The following is a 22,877-nucleotide window of genomic DNA, read 5'->3' on the forward strand; positions in this document are numbered from 1 at the left end:
ACACGATCATCACCGACCCCGCCGTGGGGGCCCCCCGCGGGGGGGGGGGGGGGGGGGGGGGGGGGGGGCGGGGGGGGGGGGGGGGCGGGGGGGGGGGGGGCCCCCCACCCCCCCCCCCCCCCGGGGGGGGGGGGGGGGCCCCGGCGCCCCCCCCGCCTCCAGTCCGTCTTCCGGTCGCCCGCAGGGCACGCGACCTACGGGACGTAGCGCTCGACGTTCGTCACCTCGACGGCGATCTCCTTGCCGTTCGGCGCGGTGTACGTGGTCTTGGCACCGGGACGGAGGCCGACGATCGCGGCGCCGACCGGGCTGACGGGGCTGTAGACGGTGAGGTCCGAGCCCTCGCCGACGATCTCGCGGTTGCCGACGAGGAAGGTCGACTCGTCACCGGCGATGACCGCCGTGACGACGGTGCCGGGCTCGACGGTGCCGTCGAAGTCCGCCTCGCCCACGGTGGCGTTCTTCAGGAGCTCGGTGAGCTGACGGATGCGGGCCTCGATCTTGCCCTGCTCGTCCTTCGCAGCGTGGTAGCCGCCGTTCTCCTTCAGGTCGCCTTCTTCGCGAGCGGCCTCGATGCGGTCCGCGATCTCCTGACGACCAGCACCGGAGAGCGTCTCGAGCTCGGCCTTGAGTCGGTCGTGCGCCTCCTGGGTCAGCCAGGTGACCTGCGTGTCGTTGCTCATCGTGAATCCCTTCAGCAAAGAACAAGACCGGCCGGTGTGGCCGGTCTTGTCCGCGAATCACAGCAGTCTAGGGAACCCAGCAGTCGTGGATCAACCCGGTGACGCCGCGGGACACGGTCTGCACGGGCGTGCTGACGCTCCGGGTGCGCTGGTCAATCGCGGGAACCCGGATCTCCTTCCAGCCGACGATCGTGTACGACTTGTCGAGCACCTGCACCGCGCACTTCGCTGCCGTCCCGGGGTCCACCGAGATCTGCGAGTGCACGACGGTCTCGTGGTCGGAGACGACCTGGTACCCGATGTCGTCGGTGTCGAGGCCGTGGCTGGTCTGTCCCGGGCCCGCCCAGATCACCCAGACGACGAAGACGAGGGCGACCGCGGCTGCGGCGACGATCCCGATGAACCGTGTCCGGCGGGCGCGTCCGGGGGTGCGGCCGTAGCGGTCGTCCAGCGTCGCGGTGGTGGCGGCGGACGGCTGAGGTGCCGATGGGTGCTGCGGTTCGGACAGTTCGGGGCTCCCGGGGTGATTATCCTGATGACCAGGGTAGTTCACGTGACGCTGTGCGCTGCCCGCGTCCGCCGCACGACCGAGTGAGGATCCCCACGTGCCGTACCGCCTGATGGCCGTCCACGCCCACCCCGACGACGAGTCGAGCAAGGGAGCGGCGACCGCGGCGAAGTACGCGGCCGAGGGGAACGAGGTCCTGGTGGTCTCCTGCACGGGTGGTGAGGCGGGGGACATCCTCAACGACCAGCTCGGCGAGCCCGCCACGAGTCGCGCGCACCGCGACATGGCCGGGTACCGCCGCACCGAGATGGCGGCCGCGCAGGCCGCGCTCGGCATCGACCACGTCTGGCTCGGGTACCACGACTCCGGGCTGCCGGACGCCGAGAAGGGCGAGACGGTGCGTCCGGGCACGTTCTCCACGGTGCCGCTCGAGTACTCGACCGAGGCGCTCGTCCGCGTGATCCGGCGCTTCCGGCCGCACGTGCTCGTCACCTACGACGAGAACGGCGGCTACCCCCACCCCGACCACATCCGGACGCACGAGGTCTCCGTGGCGGCCTGGACCGCCGCCGCCGACCCGGAGGCGTACCCGTCCGCCGGGCCCGCGTGGTCGATCTCCAAGCTCTACTACGAGCGCACCATGAACCCGCGCCGGTTCCGGACGATCTTCGAGGCCCTGCAGGAACGCGACCCGGACAGCCCGGCCGTCGAGCAGCTCCGCGAGTGGGTCGAGCGGTTCGCCGATCGTCCCGACCTCGCGACCACCCACGTCGACGTGCACGAGTACTTCGACGCCCGCGACGCCGCGCTCCGGGCGCACGCGAGTCAGGTGCCGCCGGACAGCGCCTTCTTCTACTGGCCGAACGACCTCCTCGCGACGGTGTGGCCGACCGAGGACTACCAGCTCGTCGAGGCACGCGTGCCGACGTCGACGCCGGAGTCCGACCTGTTCGCGGGGATCCCTGCCGACAAGGACACCACTGCGTGAGCACCATCACGGCGGTACTCGCCGCCACCCCCAGCCCGAGCCCGACCTCGACCGTCCCCGACGTCGACGTGACGCCGGGCGTCGCGGGCTTCATCGCGATCGCGCTCGTCGCGGTCGTGACGATCCTGCTCGTCATCGACATGACCCGGCGCATCCGCCGGACCCGCTACCGGTCCGAGATCCGGGAGCGGCTCGAGGCCGAGGCAGGCGGGGACGACGGTGTCGCCACGGACGAGCCGGAGCGCCGCGCGGCCGAGGAGGGCCGGGCCGACGTCGGCGACGACACGGAGCGCGGGTAGACGCGACCCGAACACGCTTGGTGTCGCGACCGTTCTGGGAAGGAACGGGCGGGGTCAGCGGACCGGGTGCAGGGCCACCAGGAGCACGCCGACCCACTGCGCGCCGAAGGCGACGACGGTGAGGGCGTGGAAGACCTCGTGGAAGCCGAACACCGTCGGTGACGGGTTCGGACGCTTGAAGCCGTACACGAGTGCGCCGAGGATGTACGCCACACCGCCCGACAGGATCAGCACGGTCATCGGGACGCTGGCGGCGAAGAACTGCGGCAGGAGCCCGAGCGCCGCACAGCCGAGCACGAGGTAGATCGGCACGTACAGCCACCGCGGCGCCCCGATCCAGAGCACCCGGAACGCGATGCCGAGCGCCGCACCGGACCACATCACCCAGAGCACGACGACCATCAGCGTGTGCGGCAGGGCGCAGATCGCCACCGGGGTGTACGTGCCGGCGATCAGCAGCAGGATGTTGGTGTGGTCGATGCGCTTCAGGACGGCCTTGACCGTCGGCCCCCACGGGAAGCGGTGGTAGGTCGCCGAGACGCCGAACATCGCGAGCGAGGTGGCCATGAACACGGCACTGCCGACCTTCGCGGCAGGGGACCCGGCGAGGGCGATGAGCACGATGCCCATCGCGATGGCGAACGGGAACGCACCGAGGTGGATCCACCCGCGCCAGGCCGGTCGGGGCTCGGGGGTGCGGGCGTCCGCGGTGCTCGCGGCCTCCTCGGTGAAGGGGACGTGGGGGAGCGTCCCGGTGTCGTTCTCGGCCTGCATGGTCCGACCGTAGGGGCCGTTGCCGAACGAACGCCGAACACGCCCTTCCGAGGTGCGGTGCACTATGTTCGTTCCGTGACCGGCACGGTGGGATGGGCAGGACGGGGGATCCTCTACCGCGCCTACCAGAGCCGCATCCGTCGGCAGATCGACGATGCGGCGAAGCCGAAGCACGTCGCCATGATCGTGGACGGCAACCGACGGTGGGCGAAGCAGCTCGGGCTCGAGTCCGCCGCGCACGGTCACCGGGCCGGCGCCGCGAAGATCCCCGAGTTCCTGACCTGGTGCGACGACCTCGGGATCGAGGTCGTGACGCTCTACCTGCTGTCGTCCGACAACCTCACGGGTCGCGGGGGTGACGAACTCGAGCAGCTCGTCGGCATCATCGCGGACCTGGCCGGCACGCTCGCCGACCACCGGGACTGGCGGGTGCAGCACGTCGGGTCGAACGAGGGGCTGCCCGCGGCGCTCGTCGACGCCCTCGCTGCAGCCGAGACCCGGTCCGCGGACCACACCGGGCTGCACGTCAACCTCGCGGTCGGGTACGGCGGACGCCGGGAGATCGCGGACGCCATGCGCAGCATCGTGCGGGCGCACGGCGAGGGCGGCGGCACGCTCGACACCCTGGCCGAGGTGCTCACCCCGGAGCTCATCGGCGACCACCTCTACACGCAGGGACAGCCCGACCCCGACCTGGTCATCCGGACCTCGGGCGAGCAGCGGCTGTCCGACTTCATGCTGTGGCAGAGCGCGCACAGCGAGTTCTACTTCGTCGAGGCGTTCTACCCGGACCTGCGCGAGGTCGACTTCCTCCGAGCGGTCCGCGACTTCGGGCTGCGTTCCCGGCGCTTCGGCGGCTGACGTCCGCCGATCCCCGCGCTGCGGCGACCAACGGGCGTCGATCCCAGTAGACTCACAGGGTTTTTCGTCCCATGGAAGGTTGCCCCTGTGAACATCGACGAGTACGCCGCAGGCTTCGCTGAGGAGCCCGGCTACCTCGACCACGCCGCGTTCGGTCCCGTGCAGACCGCGGTCCTCGAGGAGCAGCGCGTGCTCGGCACGATCCAGGAGCACATGCGTTTCGGCGCCATGGAGACCCTCGACGAGCAGGACGCCCGGGTCCGCACGGTCGCCGCGCGACTCGTCGGCCGCCGCGAGGACCAGGTCGTCTCGCAGACCGCCACCACCCCCGGGCTCCTGCACACCGCGTTCGGGCTCACCGGTGGTGTCCTCGTCGCCGCGGACGAGTACCCGTCGCTGCCGCTCGCCCTCGCCAGCACCGCCTCGGCCACCGGCGGTCGCGTGCAGCCCGTCGTCGTCGAGTCCGGTGCCGGGTGGATGACGCCGTCGCTCATCGAGTCGCGGCTGTCGGACGACGTCACCGCCGTCGCGGTCTCGCTCGTCGACTGGCAGACCGGGTACCTCGCCGACCTCGCCGCCATCCGCGAGGTCATCGGCGAACGCCTGCTCATCGTCGACGCGATCCAGGGCTTCGGCGTCGTGGACGCCCCGTACGAGCTCGCCGACGTCGTCGCGACCGGCGGCCAGAAGTGGTTGCACGCCGGGTGGGGGACCGGGTTCACGGCCTACAGCGACCGGGCCCTGAACCGTCTGCGCCCGGCGTTGTCCGGCCCGCACGGCACGACCGGCTGGCCGACCGAGGTCCCCTCCGTCCGCCCGGGAGCCGCCGGCTTCCAGATGACGCGCATCGACCCCGTGGCGCAGGCCCGGATGGCCGTGTCGCTCGACCGGCTGACGGCCGTCGGGGTCGCCGCCGTCCAGGAGCGCGTCGCCGACCGGGTCGAGCGGGTGTTCGACATCGCCGACGAGTTCGGGCTGTCCGTGGAGTCCAGCCGCGACCCGCGCGAGCGGGCGGGCATCGTGGTGCTCCGGCCGCCGCAGGGGCGCCTCACGGCGCTGTCCGCCGCGTTCCACAACCACGGGGTCACCGCGACGACGCGGCTCGGCGTCGCGCGCGTGTCGGTGTTCGCGTCCACCACGGACGAGACGCTCGACATGTTCCGCGACGCCTGCCTGTCGTACGCCACGATGCAGTAGCGGGCGCGCCGCGTCGCCGCGCCCGACGCGAGCCGTCCTTGTCGCGAAAGCGACACTTCTGCGCCGACGGTTCGCGGGACTCTGTCGCTTTGGCGAGTGGGGCGGTGGGGCCGGCTGCGCCGCTTCGGACTGGAGGCGCGGTGCGGGCTGGCACCGCGCCTCCAGTCCGACAGGCGGCTGCGTTGTTCACGTGACCGTAACTCGGGAAACCGCGTGTCGCTGGTGTCGTGTCGGGGGTCGGACGTAGCTTGTCCCCATCGGGCACCGCGCCCGATCGAAGCGGCCACAGTCGGTGCTTCGGGACCCGCTCCACGGCCGCGTTCGAGGACATGGACCGGGCCGAGCGCGGCCCGGGGATGGAGTGGTCGTGACCTCTCAGAACGTCTCTCGCGGAACACAGCAGCAGCACACCGCGGACTCGTCCACATCGGTCGCCCAGCGCACGTACGTGCTCGACACCTCGGTGCTCCTCAGCGATCCGCGGGCACTGTTCCGCTTCGCGGAGCACGCGGTCGTCCTGCCCGTCGTGGTCGTCAGTGAACTGGAGTCCAAGCGCAACGACCCGGAGATCGGGTACTTCGCCCGACAGGCGCTCCGGCTCCTCGACGAGCTGCGCATCGAACACGAACGGCTCGACTTCCCGATCGCGATCGGCGAGGGCGGCTCGTTCCGCGTGGAGCTGAACCACTCCAACCAGTCCGTGCTGCCGTCCGGGCTGCAGCTCGGCGACAACGACTCGCGCATCCTCGCGGTCGCCTCGAACCTCAAGAACGACGGGCTCGACGTCGTCGTCGTGTCGAAGGACCTGCCCCTGCGCGTCAAGGCGTCCTCGATCGGCATGGCGGCGGAGGAGTACCGCGCCGAACTCGCGGTCGACTCCGGCTACACCGGCATCACCGACCTGCAGGTGTCGGGCGAGCAGATGTCCGACCTGTACGAGAAGGAGGAGATCCGCTCGTCGCAGCTCGACGGGGTCCCGGTCAACACCGGCGTCGTCATCCACTCCGAGCGCGGGTCGGCCCTCGGTCGCGTCCACACCGCCGGTGCGGTGGCGCTCGTCCGCGGCGACCGCGAGGTCTTCGGCCTCCGCGGGCGGTCCGCGGAACAGCGACTCGCCATCGACGCGCTGCTCGACCCGGAGATCGGCATCGTGTCCCTCGGTGGCAGCGCAGGTACCGGCAAGTCGGCGCTCGCGCTCTGCGCCGGACTCGAGGCCGTGCTCGAACGGCAGCAGCACAAGAAGATCATGGTGTTCCGCCCGCTGTACGCCGTGGGCGGTCAGGAGCTCGGCTACCTGCCCGGGGACGCCTCCGAGAAGATGAACCCGTGGGCCCAGGCGGTGTACGACACGCTCGGTGCCCTGGTGTCGGACAACGTGCTCGACGAGGTCGTCGAGCGAGGCATGCTCGAGGTGCTCCCGCTGACGCACATCCGCGGGCGTTCCCTGCACGACGCGTTCGTGATCGTCGACGAGGCGCAGTCCCTCGAGCGCAACGTCCTGCTCACCATGCTGTCCCGGATCGGTCAGAACTCCCGGGTCGTCCTCACGCACGACGTCGCCCAGCGCGACAACCTGCGGGTCGGTCGGCACGACGGGGTCGCCTCGGTGATCGAGCGACTCAAGGGGCACCCGCTGTTCGCCCACGTGACGCTGACACGCTCCGAGCGGTCGGCGATCGCTGCGCTCGTGACGGAGATGCTCGACTCGCCGGACCTGGTGTAGCGAGCGGCGGGTGGCCCGGCGGGCGGCCCGGCGTCGGCCCGGCGTCGCCGAGTCTCGGCCTGAGCGACAGTTCTCGCGCTGATCGGCGCGAGAACTGTCGCTGGGCGCGAGTCTCGGGGCAGCGTCAGTTCGGGTGCGTCATGGACAGGACGTCCAGTGCACTGTCGAGCTGCTCCTCGGTGACCTCGCCGCGCTCGACGTGCCCGAGGGCGATGACCGCCTCGCGCACGGTGATGCCCTCGGCGACGGCGAACTTCGCGACCTTCGCGGCGGCCTCGTACCCGATCACGCGGTTGAGCGGCGTGACGATGGACGGCGAGGACTCGGCGAACGAGCGGGCACGCTCGAGGTTCGCCTGCAGTCCGTCGATCGTCTTGTCGGCGAGGACCCGGGAGCTGTTCGCCAGCAGGCGGATCGACTCGAGGAGCGCCGTGCCCATCACCGGGATGGCGACGTTCAGCTCGAACGCACCGGAGGCCCCGGCCCAGGCGATCGTGGCGTCGTTGCCGATCACGCGCGCGGCGACCATGAGGGTGGCCTCGGGGATGACCGGGTTGACCTTGCCGGGCATGATCGACGACCCCGGCTGGAGGTCCGGGATGTGGAGTTCGCCGAGGCCGGTGTTCGGCCCCGAGCCCATCCAGCGGAGGTCGTTGTTGATCTTGGTCAGGCTGACCGCGATGACCTTGAGCGCGCCGGACGCCTCGACGAGGGCGTCACGCGCGCCCTGCGCCTCGAAGTGGTCGAGTGCTTCGGTGATCGGCAGACCGGTGTCGCTCGCGAGCTGGGCGATCACCCGCTGCGGGAAGCCCTTCGGGGTGTTGATGCCGGTGCCGACCGCGGTGCCGCCGAGCGGGACCTCGGCCACGCGGGGGAGCGTCGCGTTCACGCGCTCGATGCCGAGGCGGACCTGGCGGGCGTAGCCGCCGAACTCCTGCCCGAGGGTGACCGGGGTGGCGTCCATCAGGTGCGTGCGGCCGGACTTCACGGCGTCGGCCCAGAGCGTCGCCTTCGCCTCGAGCGACCCGGCGAGGTGCTCGAGTGCGGGGACGAGCGTGCGGAGGAGCGCTTCGGTCACCGCGACGTGCACCGAGGTCGGGAAGACGTCGTTCGACGACTGCGAGGCGTTCACGTGGTCGTTCGGGTGCACGGCCGAGCCGGCGATCTCGGACGCCAGGGTCGCCAGGACCTCGTTCATGTTCATGTTCGACGAGGTGCCGCTGCCGGTCTGGTAGACGTCCACCGGGAACTGGTCGTGGTGGGCGCCGCCGATGATCGCGTCGGCGGCCTCGGCCACGGCGTCGGCCACGGCGGGGTCGACGATGCCGAGTTCCCCGTTGACGATCGCCGCGGCACGCTTGATCCGGGCGAGGGCGACGATCTGCGCCGACTCGAGACCACTGCCCGAGATCGGGAAGTTCTCGACCGCGCGCTGCGTCTGCGCACGGTAGAGCGCCGACTTCGGCACCCGTACCTCGCCCATGGTGTCGTGCTCGATGCGGTAGTCGCCGTCGCTGTCGGTCACGGTGGTCGCGGTGGTGTCGGTCACGTCGTCGTGGTCCTTCCTGGAGTGCTCGCCGGCCGCGGTCGCGCCGGCTGGTGTGCTGTCCGGGTGGTGGGGTCTCCGCCGGTGCCCGGGACGGTCGTCGTGGCGGGCGGTCAGGCCTGGCCGACGACGGTGTCGATGGTGACCTCGCCCGTGGTGAGGTCGTAGGTCGCCCCGACGACGGCCAATCTACCGTCGGCGATCGCATCGGAGACCGCGCCGGAGCGTTCGAGCACCTGGCGCAGGGTGGCCTCGAGGTGGGCGGCGCCGACGGATTCCTGGGGGACGTCGGCGTCGGTGGCGCGCACGCGCTCGACGCTCGGGGCGATGGCGTCGACGAGGGCCTGCAGGTGGGGCGCCGGGACGGGCTCGCCGGAGCGGGCGGCCGCGACGGCACCGCACTTGGTGTGCCGGAGCACGACCACGAGCGGGGTGCCGAGCGCGACGACCGCGAACTCGATCGAGCCGAGCACGACGTCGTCGACGATCTGCCCGGCGTTGCGGATGGCGAAGAGGTCACCGATGCCGGCGTCGAACACGTGCTCGAACGGCACGCGGGAGTCCGAGCAGCCGAGGACGGTGGCGAACGGCGCCTGCGATCCGGCGAGCTCCGAGCGGCGGTCCGGGTCGATCCGGCCGGTGCGGCGCTTGTCCGCGGCGAAGCGGGCGTTGCCGTCGACGAGGAGACGGAGGGCGTCGGACGGAGTGGCGGCGGCGCGGTCGGGCATGGGGCTCCTCGGGTGCTGGTCTTCGGGGGACGTGCTGCGGGTGCTGCGGGTGGGTCCGGTCGCCGGTCAGTCCGCGAACTGCTTGCTGACGGCGGTGGCGACGGTACGGAACGAGGACTGGTCGGCGGTGCCGGACAGGACGATGGTGTTCGAGCCGAACGTCGACACGAGCGAGTACGCCTGGTTGGCGGCGTCCTTGCCCTCGGACCGTCGGTCGTACACGGTCCACTTCGTGCCCGCGATCGTTCGGGAGCCGGTGGCCGCGTGCTGGTCGAGCTGGTTCGACACCCACGTGTCGTTCGCCCTGATGCCCTGCTGCAGCCCGATGTACTGCTTGTCGGGCGTGATCAGTCCGACGGTCCAGACGCTGACGCCGTCGGTGGTCTTGTCCTTGTAGTCGGCGCGGTTGGACGAGAACGTGTCGGGCAGGGCCGGTGCCGCCAGGGTCACGCCGGGGACCTTCGCCTGCGCCGCGACCTTCTGGTAGTCGACGTCCCGGTCGACGACGGTGGTGTTCGGTCGGACCACGACGGCGACGAGGAACAGCACGATCCCGAGCGACGCGATGAGCGCGATCACGAGGTTGAACGCCGTCTGGTGCTGTCGGCGCGCGGTGCGTGCGGCGTCCTTCCGGGCCCAGGTCTCCTCCGCCGTCTCGGGGCGACCGAGCTCGGCGACGATCGGGCGGCCGTCGGGGTCGGTCATCGGGCGGCGCCGTCCTCGGTCTCGGAGGCGGCACGGGCGGCGTCGAGGCGTGCACGTGCACCGACGAGCCATTCCTCGCACCTGGCAGCGAGGGACTCGCCCCGCTCCCACAGCGACAGCGACCGTTCGAGCGTGGCGGAACCCTGCTCGAGCTCGGCGACGACGCGCACGAGTTCGTCGCGCGCGGCTTCGTAGCTCAGCGACTGGACGTCGGCCTGCTCGGGTTCCTGCTGGGATGACACACCTCGATCCTACCGAGGCTCCACCGACGTGCGGTCCGTCCGCGCAACCTGTGGACAGCCGGGCGGCGAGTAGGTTCGCGTGCATGACGGACCTCCCCGACGGCGCGACCTGGTACCCGGCCCCGACCATCCCGGACCCCGCGAACGCGAACGCGACCGCGCGACCCGCTCTCGCCCTCGTCCTGCCCGGCGGCGGCTACCACGGGCACGCCGCCCACGAGGGCGAGGGCTACGCCCGGTGGCTCAACGCCATCGGCATCTCCGCCGTCGTCTTCGAGTACCCGGTCGCTCCGCACCGGTACCCCGACGCCGTGGTCGCGACCCGCGCGCTCGTCCGCAGCCTGCGCGCCGGAGCCCACCCGGGCCTCCCGTCCGATCCCCGGATCCTGCTGGTCGGTTCGTCCGCAGGCGGCCACCTCGCCGCCCTCGTCTCGAGCGCGCCGACGCCCGGGGAACGCGCCGTGTCGGACGTCGACGACCGGCCCGACCTCGCGCTGCTCTGCTACCCGGTGATCTCGATGACCGACCACCAGCACCGGGGGAGCGCCGACAACCTGCTCGGGAAGGGTGCGACGGTGTGGGCGCAGGGTGCGCTCGACACCGAGCTCATGGTCGACGCCGCGACCCCGCCGACGTTCCTCTGGCACACCGCCGAGGACCCGGCCGTGCACGTCACGCACTCGCTCCTGTACGGGCAGGCACTCGCGCGGCGGGCGGTGCCGTTCGAGCTGCACGTCTTCGAGCGCGGGGCGCACGGGATCGGGCTCGCCGAGGGGACCGGGACCGCAGCAGCGTGGCCGGGCGTCGCCGAGGCCTGGCTGCGCGACCGCGGGTGGTGACGGCCGCCGGAGCCGCACACGCGAGCCCGCACGCGCGCGACGACGCCCGCGGGCACGCGCGCGGCGGCGTCCGTGCGCGCCGGTCCGGTCAGGCCCCGTCGGGGCCGGGCCCGTCCGGCGCGAGCGTCCCCGTGGCCGTCCCGGCGCCGAGCGTCACGTGCACCGGCGTCGCGCCGACGAGGTCCTCCGAACCGCGCACCACGCCGCCGTCCGAGGTCTGCACGATCGCGTAGCCGCGGCGCAGGGTGTCCCGCGGCGACAGCGCCCGCAGCCGCGCCGTGAGGTGCCCGACCTCGGAGTGCGACCGTTCGAGCCGTCGGTCCAGGAGCTCCCGGGCGCGGGAGAGGTCGCGTGCCACCTCTTCGGCGCGGGTGTCGACGAGCCACGCGGTCGACGCGAGGGCCGGCCGGGAGCGCAGCGACGCGATGCGGTCCGCCTCGACCGAGAGCGTGTGCGACAGCCGCAGCCCGAGCCGTGCACGCGCCGCGCGGACGTTCGCGAGTTCCTCGGCCACGTCCGGCACGACGCGCTTCGCGGCGTCGGTCGGGGTGGAGGCACGGAGGTCGGCGACCTCGTCGAGGATCGGCCGGTCGGCCTCGTGCCCGATCGCCGAGACGATCGGCGTGCTCGCCGCCGCTGCGGTCCGGACGAGTCCCTCGTCGCTGAAGCCGAGCAGGTTCTGGAAGTCGCCGCCACCGCGGGCGACGACGATCACGTCGACCTCGGGGTCGGCGTCGAGTTCGAGGATCGCCGCGGTGACCTCGCTGACGGCGCGCTCGCCCTGCACGGCGGTGTGGACCGTGCGGAACTCGACCTGGGGCCACCGGAGCTGCGCGTTGCGCTTGACGTCCTTCTCGGCGTCGGAGTCCTTGCCCGTGATCAGGCCGATGCGGTGCGGCAGGAACGGCAGGCGCTTCTTGCGGGAGGGGTCGAACAGCCCTTCCTCGCCGAGGGTCCGTCGGAGTCGCTCGAGTCGTTCGAGCAGGTCCCCGAGGCCGACGTGCTTCATCTCGACGACCTGCATCGTCAGCGAGCCGCCCTTGACCCAGTAGTTCGGCTTGACGGCCGCGACGACCCGGTCACCCTGCTTGATGTCCGCCGGCACCCGGGAGCGCACGCTCGACCAGATGGAGAACGACACCGTCGCGTCGACCTCGACGTCCTTGAGCTTGCCGTAGACGTTGCCGCCGGCGACGTTCCACTGGGTGATCTCACCCTCGACCCAGGCCGTGCCGAGCCGGTCGATCCAGTCCCGCAGCTTCGCGCCGAGCAGCGCGACGGGCCACGGGTTGTCGGCCGTCGGGGGTCCCTGTTCGATCGCCATGGCCCCCATGCTGCCGCATCCCGGCGACACCGGGCCCGCACCCGCCCGGCGACACCCAGGCCCCGCGCGCGCCCGGCACCTATCATCGGGGACGTGACGATCACCAACGGCCACTCCGTTCCGCTCGCCCCGCCGCGGGTCCTCGCGGCGCGCGGCCGCCTGCGGGACGAGCCGGTCGCCGGCACGAAGAAGGTCCTGCTCGCCGCACCCCGCGGCTACTGCGCCGGTGTCGACCGTGCCGTCGTGGCCGTCGAGAAGGCGCTCGAGCAGTACGGCGAGCCCGTCTACGTCCGCAAGCAGATCGTCCACAACGTCCACGTCGTCTCGACCCTCGAGCAGCGGGGAGCGGTCTTCGTCGACGACGTCGCCGAGGTCCCGCGCGGCTCGCACGTCGTCTTCAGCGCGCACGGCGTCTCGCCCGCGGTGGTGGCCGGCGCCGCCGACCGCGACCTGCACGCCATCGACGCGACGTGCCCGCTCGTCACGAAGGTCCACCGCGAGGCAACGCGCTTCGCCAAGGCCGAGCGCACCATCATCCTCATCGGCCACGCCGGCCACGAAGAGGTCGAGGGCACCATGGGTCACGCCCCCGAGCGCACCATCCTGGTCAACGGACCGGAGGACGTCGCCGCACTCGAGGTCCCGGACCCGGACAACCTCGTCTGGCTGTCGCAGACCACACTGAGCGTCGACGAGACGATGGAGACCGTCCGCCTGCTGCGCGAGAAGTTCCCCGCCATCGAGAACCCGCCGTCGGACGACATCTGCTACGCCACCCAGAACCGCCAGGTCGCGATCAAGAAGGTCGCCCCCGGAGCCGACCTCGTGATCGTGGTCGGCTCGGCGAACTCGTCGAACAGCGTCCGCCTGGTCGAGGTCGCGCTCGAGCACGGCGCCCACGCCGCGCACCGGGTCGACTACGCCTCCGAGATCCAGCAGGACTGGCTCGACGGCGTCCGCACGGTCGGTGTCACGAGCGGGGCGTCCGTCCCCGAGGAACTCGTCGCCGAGGTCCTCGATCAGCTCGCCGACGCCGGCTACAGCACCGTCGAGGAAGTGGTCACCGCGCACGAGGACCTCATGTTCTCGCTCCCGAAGGAGCTCCGCACCGACGCGGCGGGCAACCCGACGCGCGCCCTCGGCGGGCGTCGCTCGTGAGCGGCGGGACGGACGGCTGGTCGTCGGTGCCGGCCCGTGACCCGGGTCACGTCGACGACACGGCAGACGGCCTGGAGGCGCGGCGCACCCACGCCACGTCGGCCGCCGGCGCGCAGGACGGTCGCGTCCACGGCCGCCCGGCGCCGCACTACGGCGAGTACGCCCCGGAGGGCTGGGTGAACCCGGTCCTCGAACATGAACGGCGCGAGCAGCAGAGGCTCGAGCAGGCCAAGCGCCCGGCGGAGCCCGTCACGGTGACGGAGGCTCCGGCCCGCGCGACCCCGGCCGCCGGACGCTTCGGCGCGTCGCCGCGCGACTTCGTGCTGACCATCGGTCTCCTCGTGATCGGCCTCTGGTCCGTCATCGAGTCGCTGTCCGTGGGGAGGATCGCGTCGGCCTTCCGGATCGGCATCGAACGTCAGTCCACCGAGCTCGCCGATCCGGGAGCACTGTCCCAGGCGGCCGCCGTCCGTGCCGTCGTGATGGCGATCGTGTTCGTGCTGGTTGCCTGGTGGTCCATCCGACGTCTCCGTGCCGGTCGTCGCACGTTCTGGGTGCCGCTCATCGGCGGAGTCGTCGCGACCGTGCTCGGTGTCGTGCCCTTGTTGATCGTGCTCTTCCAGGACCCGGCGTTCATGGACTACGTGCACCGGATGACCCCGGGCGGCTGACCCGCCCGACTGCCCTGCCGCAACTGCGCGGCCGGACGACGAGTGTTCGTGGTGCGCCCTGCGCAGTTGTCGTCCTGATGTGCGCTTGCGCGGCTCCGGCAGGCACCGCGCACTCTGGTCAGCCGGCCAGGACTCAGCCGGCCAGGAACGCGGCGACGGCGCCGTGCAGGGCCGCGAGGTCGTCGACGTGCACGAGCTCCCGGACCGAGTGCATGGACAGCAGCCCGACGCCGATGTCGATCGTCGGGATCCCGAGTCGGGTCGCCGCGATCGGACCGATGGTCGAGCCGCCGGGGATCGTGTTCACGTTGACGAACGGCTGCCACGGCACTCCGGCCGTGTCGCACGCGGCGGTCCAGACGGCCTCGCCCTTCGCCTCGGTCATGTAGCGCTGGTTCGCACTGATCTTCAGGAGCGGACCACCACCAGGGCGCGGACGGTTCGTCGGGTCGTGCTTCTCCGGCTGGTTCGGGTGCACCAGGTGCCCGGCGTCGCTCGACAGCAGCCACGAGGCACGGAACGCCCGCGCGGCCTCGGAGCGGGTGGCGCCGAGGCCCTCGTGCACGCGGCCGAGCACGTCCTCGAGGAACGGCCCACCGGCTCCGGACGGCGTCGACGAGCCGATCTCCTCGTGGTCGAACGCCGCGAACACCGGGATGTGGCCACCGTCGGTCGGCGCGGCGATGACCCCGCGGATGCCGGCGTGCACGCTCGTGAGGTTGTCCATCCGGCCCGAGGCGAGGAACTCGCGGTCGATGCCGATCCGGGCGGGAGGCTGCGTGTCGGCGAGGAAGAGGTCCCACGACACCGCGTCCGCGCCGACTCGGGCGCGGAGCCACGACACCACGTCGGTGCCGCCAGCGTCGCCGTCCACGCCGACGATCGGCAGGGTGTGGCGCTGGCGGTCGATCTCCTTGCCGTCGTTCACGCCGCGGTCGAGGTGGATCGCGAGGTTCGGGATCCGGGCCACGGCGTCGGTCGACACCAGGCGGACCGTGCCGTCGGCGTCGACCACCCGGCCGGCGATCCGGAGATCGCGGTCGAACCACGTGGAGAGCAGTGCTCCGCCGTAGACCTCGACGTTGAGCTGCTCCCACCCACCGGTCCGGACGCCGGGGTTCGGCTTGATGCGGAACCCGGGGGAGTCGGTGTGCGCGCCGAGGATGCGGAACGGCGTCGTGCTCGTGGCGCCGGACGGCAGTCGCCAGGCGATGACCGCACCGTCGCGGACCACCACATAGGCACCGGCCTCGGTCGGCCACGCGTCGAGTTCGGACAGCTCGGTGAACCCTGCCTCGACGAGTCGGTCCCGGGCCGCGGCCGCCGCGTGGAACGCGGTGGGGGACTCGGTGACGTACTGGGCGAACTCGGAGGCGATGGCGTCGGCGGTCACCCGCCCATCGTGGCACGCGGTGGAGGCGACCGGACGCAGAACGGGGCGCGTCCGTCGGACGCGCCCCGTTCCTCCCGGCAGTTGCTCTGGTGTCAGCCCTTGGTGTGCCCGGCGGAGCCGAGCACCTTCGCGGCCTCGCCCACGCGGGCCGCCATGGCGGTCTCGGCGACCTTGCCCCAGGCGCGCGGGTCGTACTGCTTCTTGTTGCCGACCTCGCCGTCGATCTTCAGGACGCCCTCGTAGTTGGTGAACATCGAGCCGGCGATCGAGCGCGTGAACGCGTACTGGGTGTCCGTGTCGATGTTCATCTTGATGACGCCGTTGCGGACGGCCTCGTGGATCTCGTCGTCGGTCGATCCCGAGCCGCCGTGGAACACGAGGTCGAGCGGGTTCTCGCCGGTGCCGTGCTTGGCCGCGACGGAGGCCTGGATCTCGCCGAGGAGCTCGGGGCGGAGCTTGACGTTGCCCGGCTTGTAGACGCCGTGCACGTTGCCGAAGGTGAGCGCGGCGATCCAGCGGCCCTTGTCGCCGAGGCCGAGCGCGTCGACGACCTTCTCGACGTCGTTCGGGGTCGTGTACAGGGCGTCGTTCGTGCCCTCGTGCTCCACGCCGTCCTCCTCGCCGCCGACGACGCCGATCTCGACCTCGAGGATCGCGTTGATGTTCCGCGTCTTCTCGATCATGGTCTTCGCGATCTCGATGTTCTCGTCGAGCGGCACGGCCGAACCGTCCCACATGTGCGACTGGAAGATCGGGTTGCGGCCGGCACGGACCTCTTCCTCGCTCGCCGCGATGAGCGGGAGGACGAAGCCGTCGAGGGCGTCCTTCGGGCAGTGGTCGGTGTGCAGGGCGACGGTGATGTCGTAGTTCTTCGCGACCTCGTGGGCGAACTTCGCCATCGCGAGCGCACCCGCGGCGCGGTTCTTCACGGTGTGGCCGGCGAAGTAGTCGGCGCCACCGGTGGTGACCTGGAGGATGCCGTCCGAGCCCGCCTCGGCGAGGCCCTGGAGGACCGCGTTGATGGTCTGGGACGACGACACGTTGACGGCGGGGTACGCGAACTTGCCGGCCTTCGCTCGTTCGATCATCTCGGCGTACTGTTCCGGCGTTGCGATGGGCACTGGGATCTCCTTCGACGTGGTGGTGTCCGGTCCGAGCCTAGTCAGCCCCACCGGAGTGTGACCCGGACGGACGTCGGGGCAGCCGTCGGTAGGCTGGAGGCTGTGACTCCCACCACTGAGACCGGCAGCCTGTTCCTCCAGCCCGACCGCAACCTGGCGCTCGAGCTCGTGCGTGCGACGGAGGCCGCGGCGATCCGTGCGCAGCCGTGGGTCGGGCGGGGTGAGAAGAACCTCGCGGACGGTGCCGCCGTCGACGCGATGCGGAAGTTCCTCGGCACGGTGAACTTCGACGGTGTCGTCGTCATCGGTGAGGGCGAGAAGGACAACGCCCCGATGCTCTACAACGGCGAGCACGTCGGCAACGGACACGGTCCGGCCTGCGACATCGCGGTGGACCCGATCGACGGCACCTCGCTGACCGCCGCCGGCCGTCAGAACGCCATCTCGGTGATGGCCGTCTCGGACCGCGGCTCGATGTACGACCCGTCGGCCGTGTTCTACATGGACAAGATCGCCGCCGGGCCCGAGGGCCGTGGCGTCCTCGACCTCGAGAAGCCGATCGGCGACAACATCCGTGCGCTCGCGAAGGCGAAGGGCAAGGACCTCGAGGACATGCAGATCGCTGTCCTCGACCGTCCCCGCCACGACGAGCTCATCCGTGCGATCCGTGCGACCGGTGCCGGCACCCGACTGCTGCTCGACGGTGACGTCGCCGGTGGGATCGCCGCGGCGCTGCCCGGGTCGACGATCGACATGTGCGTCGGTGTCGGCGGTACTCCGGAGGGCATCATCACGGCGTGCGCGATCAAGGCGCTCGGTGGTGTGATCCTCGGCAAGCTCCAGCCGAAGGACGACGAGGAGCGCGAGAAGGCGATCGCTGCCGGACACGACCTCGACAAGGTCCTCGACCAGGACGACCTCGTCACGGGCGACAACACGTTCTTCGTCGCGACGGGTGTCACCGACGGTGTCCTCGTGGACGGTGTCCGCCGGTCGCGTGGCGTCATCCACACGGACTCGCTCGTGCTCCGGTCCCGCTCGAACACGATCCGCCGGATCCAGGCGGACCACCGCGCGGAGAAGTGGTTCTGATCGGCTGAGCCGGCCGTGATCCGCATGGATCGCGCCCCGATGTGAACATTGCGCCCCGTCACGACGTGGCGCAATGTTCGTCCGGGGGCGCGATCCCGGGCGGCAGCCGCGCCGGGGTCGAAGCGGCGTGCGTCAGTCGCGGTCGGCAGCGGCGACGAGCTCCGGGGCGGTGAGCAGCCGCGGCTCGTCCTCGATCGTGGCGGGGTCGGCGATGACCTTCGACTCGTCGAGCAGTGACAGGCGCCGGGCACTCGGGAGCACCTGCCGCTCGAGTGACCCCACGAACCGGTTGTAGTCGACGACGGAGCCCCGGATCGACCGCCCGAGCTTGTCGATGTGCTGCGCCATCGTGGCCAGGCGTCCGTGCAGTTCGCGCGAGATCGTGAAGAGCTCGCGGGCTTCCTGCGTGACAACGTCCTGCTGCCACGAGAACGCCACGGTCTTGAGCACCGACCAGAGCGTCACGGGTGAGGCCAGGGCGACCCGCTTGCGGAAGGCGTGGTCGAGCAGCCCCGGGTCGGCGGCGAGGGCGCTCGCGATGAGGGATTCCGACGGGATGAACGCCACGGTCAGTTCGGGGGAGGCGTCGTACCCGGACCAGTACTCCCGCGCGGCCAGGGCGTCGACGTGCGCCCGGAGCGCCTTGACGTGCTGTTGGAGGAGCTGGTCGCGGCGGGCGCCCTCGGCCCCGGTGGCGCTCGCGGGGATCTCGGCGGCCTGCAGGTAGGCGCTGAACGGCACCTTGGCGTCGACGGCGAGGCTCTTGCCCCCGGGCAGGTGCACGATCATGTCGGGGCGGGCGGCACCGGCCGAGGTCGTCACCGAGGACTGCACGTCGAAGTCGACCCGTTCGAGCAGCCCGGCGGCCTCCACCACGTTCCGCAGCTGTGTCTCGCCCCAGACCCCGCGCGTGCTGTTGGCGGAGAGGGCACTCGCGAGGGTCTCGGCCGTGGCGCGCAGGCGCTCCTCGGACTCGGCGGCGGAGCGGAGCTGCGCGGACAGGGTGCCGTACTGCTCGCTGCGGGCCTGTTCGAGCTCGGCGATCTTGGTGCGCATGACGTCGAGGGTCTGGGCGACCGGGCTGAGGGCGGAGAGCACCTTCGACTCGTTCTCGTTGCGGGCCGCGTCGGCTCCGTGCATGCGCTGCACGAGGTGCTCCAACTCGGCGCCGCGGCGCTCGAGGGAGTCGACCTGCCGCCGGTACTGCGCGTCCTGCGCGTCGAGTCGTTCCTCGGCGTCACGACGGGCGGCGTCGAGCTGCCCGCGCAGCGCCTCGGCCGTGGCCCGGGCGGACGCGGCGTCCACGCCGGCGCGGGAGCGGGCGAGCGACCAGGCGACGACGGCGCCGACGGCGACGCCGATCACGAGACCGATGACCAGGGCGAGGATCTGCATGTCGTGACCTTGGCAGGATCCACCGACACCGCGCCTCCAGGCCGCCGGAATCCATGTCATGACATTAGGGCAAACAAGGTGTACAGTCGTGATCGTCCGCCGATGAAGCCGCACGGAAGGTCCACCACGTCGCATGACGAACCGAGCTCCCCACGCCTACGACGTGATCACCATGGGTCGCGTGAGCGTCGACATCTACCCCCAGCAGACGGGCCCGCTCGAAGACGTCTCGACGTTCTCGAAGTCCGTCGGCGGCAGCGCCACGAACGTCGCGATCGCCGCTGCGCGCCACGGCGCCGACGCAGCCGTCATCACCCGCACGGGCAACGACCCGTTCGGCCGCTACATCGCCCGCACCCTGCCGGAGTTCGGCGTCGCGAACGACTTCGTCGAGACCGTCGACGGGCTGAACACCCCCGTCGCGTTCTGCGAGATCTTCCCGCCGGACGACTTCCCGCTGTACTTCTACCGGGCGCCCAAGGCTCCGGACCTGATGATCACGGTGAAGTCCCTCCCGCTGCACGAGATCGAGCGGGCGAAGATCTTCTGGACCACGGTGACCGGCCTCAGCGAGGAGCCGAGCCGCCAGGCCCACCACGTTGCCTACGAAGCGCGGAGCGCGTCGCAGAACGACACGAAGCTCCACACCGTCCTGGACCTGGACTACCGGTCGATGTTCTGGTCGACCCCCGAGGCCGCCACGCGTGAGGTCGCCGTCGCCCTCGAGCACGCCACCGTCGCCGTCGGCAACCGCGAAGAGTGCGAGGTCGCCGTCGGGGAGACCGACCCGGTGCGCGCCGCCGACGCCCTGCTCGAACGTGGTGTCGAGATCGCCATCGTGAAGCAGGGCCCCAAGGGCGTGCTCGCGAAGACCCGCGACGAGTTCGTCGAGTTCCGCCCGCACCACATCGACGTCGTGAACGGCCTCGGGTCGGGCGACGGCTTCGGCGGTGCGCTGACCCACGGCCTGCTGCAGGGCTGGGGCCTCGAGCGGATCCTCGCCTTCTGCAACGCCGCCGGCGCCATCGTCGCGACCCGGTTCGAGTGCTCCACGGCCATGCCGACCAGCGACGAGATCGACGCCTTCATCCAGTCGAACCCGGCCGAAGGCACCACCCACGACAGCACCGAGGAGAAGGTCGATGCCTGAGATCAGCACCGCGGACTTCGCCCGGCTGCGGGACATCCGCGCCGGACAGCCCGACCTCGTGCGGGCCACGCTCGACGCCCGCCGCAAGCGCTCCCTGCTCGCCGACGACGGCAAGCTCTTCATCGTCGCCGCCGACCACCCGGCCCGCGGCGCCCTGGCCGTCCGGAACGACGAGTCCGCCATGGCCGACCGCTACGACCTGCTCGAGCGGCTCGTCACGGCCCTCGGTCGCCCGGGCGTCGACGGTGTCCTCGGCACGCCGGACATCCTCGAGGACCTGGCCTTGCTCGGCGCCCTCGACGGCAAGGTCGTCGTCGGCTCGATGAACCGCGGTGGTCTGCGCGGTGCGTCGTTCGAGATGGACGACCGCTACACGGCGTACTCGGCGCAGGCCATCAAGGACTCCGGGCTCGACTTCGCCAAGCTCCTGGTGCGCATCGCCCTCGAGGACTCGGGCACGGCCCCGACGCTCGAGGCCACGGCTCGTGCGGTCAGCGAAGCCGCCGCACTCCAGCTGCCGATCATGCTCGAACCGTTCATGTCCGCGTGGCAGGACGGCCGGGTCGTGAACGACCTGACCGCCGACGCCGTCATCACCTCGATGGCGATCGCCGCGGGCCTGGGGGAGTCGAGCGCCTACAGCTGGCTGAAGATCCCGGTCGTCGACGACATGGATCGGGTGATCGCCGCGACGACGCTGCCGACGCTGCTGCTCGGCGGGGACCCCTCGTCCCGCCCGCTCGAGACCTACGCCAAGTGGGCCGACGCCCTCGCGCTCCCCGGAGTGCGCGGCCTGGTCGTCGGCCGCACCCTGCTCTACCCACCGGACGGCGACGTCGCCGCCGCGGTGGACGTCGCCGCCGGTCTCGTCCACACGGGCGGCCGAACCACGCAAGCAGACGTCAGCACGCACAACGACGCCACCACGCACGAAGAAGCCACCACACTCGAAGGAAGCAACGCATGACCATCACGGAGACCACCACCTCCACCGTCGGCCACTGGATCGACGGCAAGCGCGTCGAGTCCGTGTCGGGAAACACCGCTCCCGTGTACGACCCCGCGCTCGGCGTCGCGACGAAGCAGGTCGCCCTGGCGAACGAGGACGAGATCCAGGCCGCCATCGCGAGCGCCAAGGCCGCGTTCCCGGCGTGGAGCAACCTCTCGCTCACCAAGCGCCAGCAGATCCTGTTCTCCTTCCGCGAGATCCTCAACCGCGACAAGGGCGAGCTCGCCGAGATCATCACGAGCGAGCACGGCAAGGTCATCGACGACGCGCTCGGTGAGATCGCCCGTGGGCAGGAGGTCGTGGAGCTCGCGACGAACATCCCGAGCCTGCTCAAGGGTGAGTTCAGCGACCAGGTGTCGACCGGCATCGACGTGTACTCGATCCGGCAGCCGCTCGGCGTGGTGGGCATCATCAGCCCGTTCAACTTCCCGGCCATGGTGCCGCTGTGGTTCCTGCCGATCGCGATCGCCGCGGGCAACACCGTCGTGCTGAAGCCGAGCGAGAAGGACCCGAGCGCCGCCATCTGGCTCGCCGAGAAGTTCTCCGAGGCCGGGCTGCCCGACGGCGTCTTCAACGTCCTGAACGGCGACAAGCTGAGCGTCGACGGGCTGCTCACCAGCCCCGACGTCGAGTCGATCTCGTTCGTCGGCTCGACCCCGATCGCCCAGTACGTCTACGAGACCGGCACCAAGCACGGCAAGCGCGTGCAGGCCCTCGGCGGCGCGAAGAACCACATGCTGGTGCTGCCGGACGCAGACCTCGACCTCGTCGCGGACAACGCCATCAACGCGGGCTTCGGGTCCGCCGGCGAGCGCTGCATGGCGATCTCGGTCGTCGTCGCCGTCGAGCCCGTGGCCGACGATCTCATCCAGAAGATCAAGGACCGCGCGGCCACCCTGCGCATCGGCGACGGTCGTCGCGGGTGTGACATGGGCCCGCTCGTCACGAAGCAGCACCGTGACAAGGTCGCCTCGTACATCGAGGTCGCAGAGCAGGACGGTGCGGTGGTTGTGGTGGACGGCCGCACCGTCCGACCCGACGGCGACGAGAACGGCTTCTGGCTGGGCCCGACGCTGATCGACCAGGTCCCCACCACGAGCCGCGTCTACACCGAGGAGATCTTCGGTCCGGTGCTGAGCGTCGTCCGCGTCGCCACGTACGAAGAGGGCCTCGAGCTCATCAACTCGGGTGCGTACGGCAACGGGACCGCCATCTTCACGAACGACGGCGGCGCCGCCCGTCGCTTCCAGCGCGATGTGCAGGTCGGCATGATCGGCATCAACGTGCCGATCCCGGTGCCGGTCGCGTACTACTCGTTCGGTGGCTGGAAGAACTCGCTGTTCGGCGACCACAAGGCGTACGGCGCCGACGGCGTGAGCTTCTTCACCCGCCAGAAGGCGATCACGAGCCGCTGGCTCGACCCGTCGCACGGCGGCATCAACCTCGGCTTCCCGTCGAACAACTGACCCGC

At 71.2% G+C, this 22,877-nt stretch carries 23 protein-coding genes; 12 read left to right on the forward strand and 11 right to left on the reverse strand.

Annotated elements, in window-relative coordinates; all coding sequences use genetic code 11:
• Positions 1-194 precede the first annotated feature (194 nt).
• Positions 195-683, reverse strand: a complete 489-nt coding sequence (gene greA, locus ABIC61_RS11545) for a transcription elongation factor GreA (protein ID WP_144755577.1) — start codon at positions 681-683, stop codon at positions 195-197.
• Between the two features lie 67 nt (positions 684-750).
• Positions 751-1,236 carry a DUF4307 domain-containing protein gene (locus ABIC61_RS11550; RefSeq protein ID WP_186322048.1) on the reverse strand — a complete coding sequence of 162 codons (486 nt, stop codon included), beginning with the start codon at positions 1,234-1,236 and terminating at the stop codon, positions 751-753.
• 52 nt (positions 1,237-1,288) lie between these two features.
• Between ABIC61_RS11550 and mca the strand changes: the two genes are divergently transcribed.
• Entirely contained in the window at positions 1,289-2,179 is an 891-nt protein-coding gene (gene mca / locus ABIC61_RS11555; protein ID WP_354030013.1) for a mycothiol conjugate amidase Mca, read from the forward strand.
• Positions 2,176-2,478 (forward strand): hypothetical protein, encoded by a 303-nt coding sequence (locus ABIC61_RS11560; protein ID WP_354030014.1) that lies wholly within the window; start codon positions 2,176-2,178, stop codon positions 2,476-2,478. The genes mca and ABIC61_RS11560 overlap by 4 nt, the downstream gene beginning before the upstream one ends.
• A 54-nt stretch (positions 2,479-2,532) precedes the next feature.
• On the opposite strand, the gene trhA is transcribed toward ABIC61_RS11560, so the two are convergent.
• On the reverse strand, positions 2,533-3,252 hold the full coding sequence (gene trhA, locus ABIC61_RS11565; protein ID WP_354030015.1) for a PAQR family membrane homeostasis protein TrhA: 720 nt from the start codon (positions 3,250-3,252) through the stop codon (positions 2,533-2,535).
• A 75-nt stretch (positions 3,253-3,327) separates the two neighbouring features.
• Here trhA and ABIC61_RS11570 point away from each other — a divergent pair, with 75 nt between their 5' ends.
• The 3 genes from ABIC61_RS11570 to phoH2 all read left to right on the forward strand — a co-directional run bounded on the left by ABIC61_RS11570 (position 3,328) and on the right by phoH2 (position 7,033).
• Positions 3,328-4,113 carry an isoprenyl transferase gene (locus ABIC61_RS11570; RefSeq protein WP_354030016.1) on the forward strand — a complete coding sequence of 262 codons (786 nt, stop codon included), beginning with the start codon at positions 3,328-3,330 and terminating at the stop codon, positions 4,111-4,113.
• Positions 4,114-4,200: 87 nt separating this feature from the next.
• The gene (locus ABIC61_RS11575; protein ID WP_354030017.1) at positions 4,201-5,310 is read left to right on the forward strand and encodes an aminotransferase class V-fold PLP-dependent enzyme; all 1,110 of its coding nucleotides are present in this window, start codon (positions 4,201-4,203) and stop codon (positions 5,308-5,310) included.
• A gap of 361 nt (positions 5,311-5,671) precedes the next feature.
• Complete coding sequence (phoH2, locus tag ABIC61_RS11580; protein ID WP_354030018.1) at positions 5,672-7,033, forward strand: RNA 5'-3' helicase PhoH2; 1,362 nt, start codon at positions 5,672-5,674, stop codon at positions 7,031-7,033.
• Between the two features lie 124 nt (positions 7,034-7,157).
• On the opposite strand, the gene ABIC61_RS11585 is transcribed toward phoH2, so the two are convergent.
• The 4 genes from ABIC61_RS11585 to ABIC61_RS11600 all read right to left on the reverse strand — a co-directional run bounded on the left by ABIC61_RS11585 (position 7,158) and on the right by ABIC61_RS11600 (position 10,254).
• The gene (locus tag ABIC61_RS11585; RefSeq protein WP_354030019.1) at positions 7,158-8,582 is read right to left on the reverse strand and encodes a class II fumarate hydratase; all 1,425 of its coding nucleotides are present in this window, start codon (positions 8,580-8,582) and stop codon (positions 7,158-7,160) included.
• Positions 8,583-8,692: 110 nt separating this feature from the next.
• On the reverse strand, positions 8,693-9,307 hold the full coding sequence (locus ABIC61_RS11590; protein WP_354030020.1) for a carbonic anhydrase: 615 nt from the start codon (positions 9,305-9,307) through the stop codon (positions 8,693-8,695).
• A gap of 66 nt (positions 9,308-9,373) precedes the next feature.
• Complete coding sequence (locus ABIC61_RS11595; RefSeq protein WP_144755559.1) at positions 9,374-10,012, reverse strand: DUF4245 domain-containing protein; 639 nt, start codon at positions 10,010-10,012, stop codon at positions 9,374-9,376.
• Entirely contained in the window at positions 10,009-10,254 is a 246-nt protein-coding gene (locus ABIC61_RS11600; RefSeq protein ID WP_079238377.1) for an exodeoxyribonuclease VII small subunit, read from the reverse strand. Before ABIC61_RS11600 ends, ABIC61_RS11595 begins: the two co-directional genes overlap by 4 nt.
• An 83-nt stretch (positions 10,255-10,337) precedes the next feature.
• On the opposite strand from ABIC61_RS11600, the gene ABIC61_RS11605 reads away from it, so the two are divergent.
• Positions 10,338-11,093 (forward strand): alpha/beta hydrolase, encoded by a 756-nt coding sequence (locus tag ABIC61_RS11605; RefSeq protein WP_354030021.1) that lies wholly within the window; start codon positions 10,338-10,340, stop codon positions 11,091-11,093.
• A gap of 88 nt (positions 11,094-11,181) precedes the next feature.
• On the opposite strand, the gene xseA is transcribed toward ABIC61_RS11605, so the two are convergent.
• Positions 11,182-12,417, reverse strand: a complete 1,236-nt coding sequence (xseA, locus tag ABIC61_RS11610; protein ID WP_354030022.1) for an exodeoxyribonuclease VII large subunit — start codon at positions 12,415-12,417, stop codon at positions 11,182-11,184.
• 93 nt (positions 12,418-12,510) lie between these two features.
• On the opposite strand from xseA, the gene ABIC61_RS11615 reads away from it, so the two are divergent.
• Both ABIC61_RS11615 and ABIC61_RS11620 read left to right on the forward strand, forming a co-directional pair.
• On the forward strand, positions 12,511-13,575 hold the full coding sequence (locus tag ABIC61_RS11615) for a 4-hydroxy-3-methylbut-2-enyl diphosphate reductase (protein WP_502908806.1): 1,065 nt from the start codon (positions 12,511-12,513) through the stop codon (positions 13,573-13,575).
• The gene (locus tag ABIC61_RS11620) at positions 13,572-14,246 is read left to right on the forward strand and encodes a DUF6264 family protein (RefSeq protein WP_354030023.1); all 675 of its coding nucleotides are present in this window, start codon (positions 13,572-13,574) and stop codon (positions 14,244-14,246) included. The genes ABIC61_RS11615 and ABIC61_RS11620 overlap by 4 nt, the downstream gene beginning before the upstream one ends.
• Before the next feature lie 133 nt (positions 14,247-14,379).
• Here ABIC61_RS11620 and ABIC61_RS11625 read toward each other — a convergent pair whose 3' ends face one another.
• Together ABIC61_RS11625 and fbaA are read right to left on the reverse strand one after the other, a co-directional pair.
• Complete coding sequence (locus ABIC61_RS11625) at positions 14,380-15,639, reverse strand: M18 family aminopeptidase (protein ID WP_354030024.1); 1,260 nt, start codon at positions 15,637-15,639, stop codon at positions 14,380-14,382.
• 92 nt (positions 15,640-15,731) lie between these two features.
• A complete protein-coding gene (fbaA, locus tag ABIC61_RS11630) occupies positions 15,732-16,760 on the reverse strand; it encodes a class II fructose-bisphosphate aldolase (RefSeq protein WP_354030025.1) in 1,029 nt (342 codons plus the stop codon).
• A 102-nt stretch (positions 16,761-16,862) separates the two neighbouring features.
• Between fbaA and glpX the strand changes: the two genes are divergently transcribed.
• Positions 16,863-17,852: a class II fructose-bisphosphatase gene (gene glpX / locus ABIC61_RS11635; protein WP_079238384.1), complete on the forward strand. Its 990-nt coding sequence runs from the start codon at positions 16,863-16,865 to the stop codon at positions 17,850-17,852.
• A gap of 132 nt (positions 17,853-17,984) precedes the next feature.
• Here the strand turns inward: glpX and ABIC61_RS11640 are convergent, their stop codons facing one another.
• Complete coding sequence (locus ABIC61_RS11640) at positions 17,985-19,247, reverse strand: DNA recombination protein RmuC (protein WP_144755395.1); 1,263 nt, start codon at positions 19,245-19,247, stop codon at positions 17,985-17,987.
• A 133-nt stretch (positions 19,248-19,380) separates the two neighbouring features.
• Between ABIC61_RS11640 and iolC the strand changes: the two genes are divergently transcribed.
• Genes iolC through ABIC61_RS11655 form a run of 3 tightly spaced genes read left to right on the forward strand, consistent with a single transcriptional unit; the run spans position 19,381 to position 22,872 of the window.
• A complete protein-coding gene (gene iolC, locus ABIC61_RS11645; RefSeq protein ID WP_354030026.1) occupies positions 19,381-20,397 on the forward strand; it encodes a 5-dehydro-2-deoxygluconokinase in 1,017 nt (338 codons plus the stop codon).
• Positions 20,390-21,364, forward strand: coding sequence for a class I fructose-bisphosphate aldolase (locus ABIC61_RS11650; protein ID WP_354030027.1), 975 nt, complete (start codon positions 20,390-20,392; stop codon positions 21,362-21,364). The genes iolC and ABIC61_RS11650 overlap by 8 nt, the downstream gene beginning before the upstream one ends.
• The gene (locus tag ABIC61_RS11655; protein WP_354030028.1) at positions 21,361-22,872 is read left to right on the forward strand and encodes a CoA-acylating methylmalonate-semialdehyde dehydrogenase; all 1,512 of its coding nucleotides are present in this window, start codon (positions 21,361-21,363) and stop codon (positions 22,870-22,872) included. The genes ABIC61_RS11650 and ABIC61_RS11655 overlap by 4 nt, the downstream gene beginning before the upstream one ends.
• Positions 22,873-22,877: the final 5 nt, after the last annotated feature.

Origin of the sequence: Curtobacterium sp. 1544 (assembly GCF_040544915.1) — a bacterium.
In the GTDB taxonomy this organism is placed as follows: domain Bacteria; phylum Actinomycetota; class Actinomycetes; order Actinomycetales; family Microbacteriaceae; genus Curtobacterium; species Curtobacterium pusillum_C.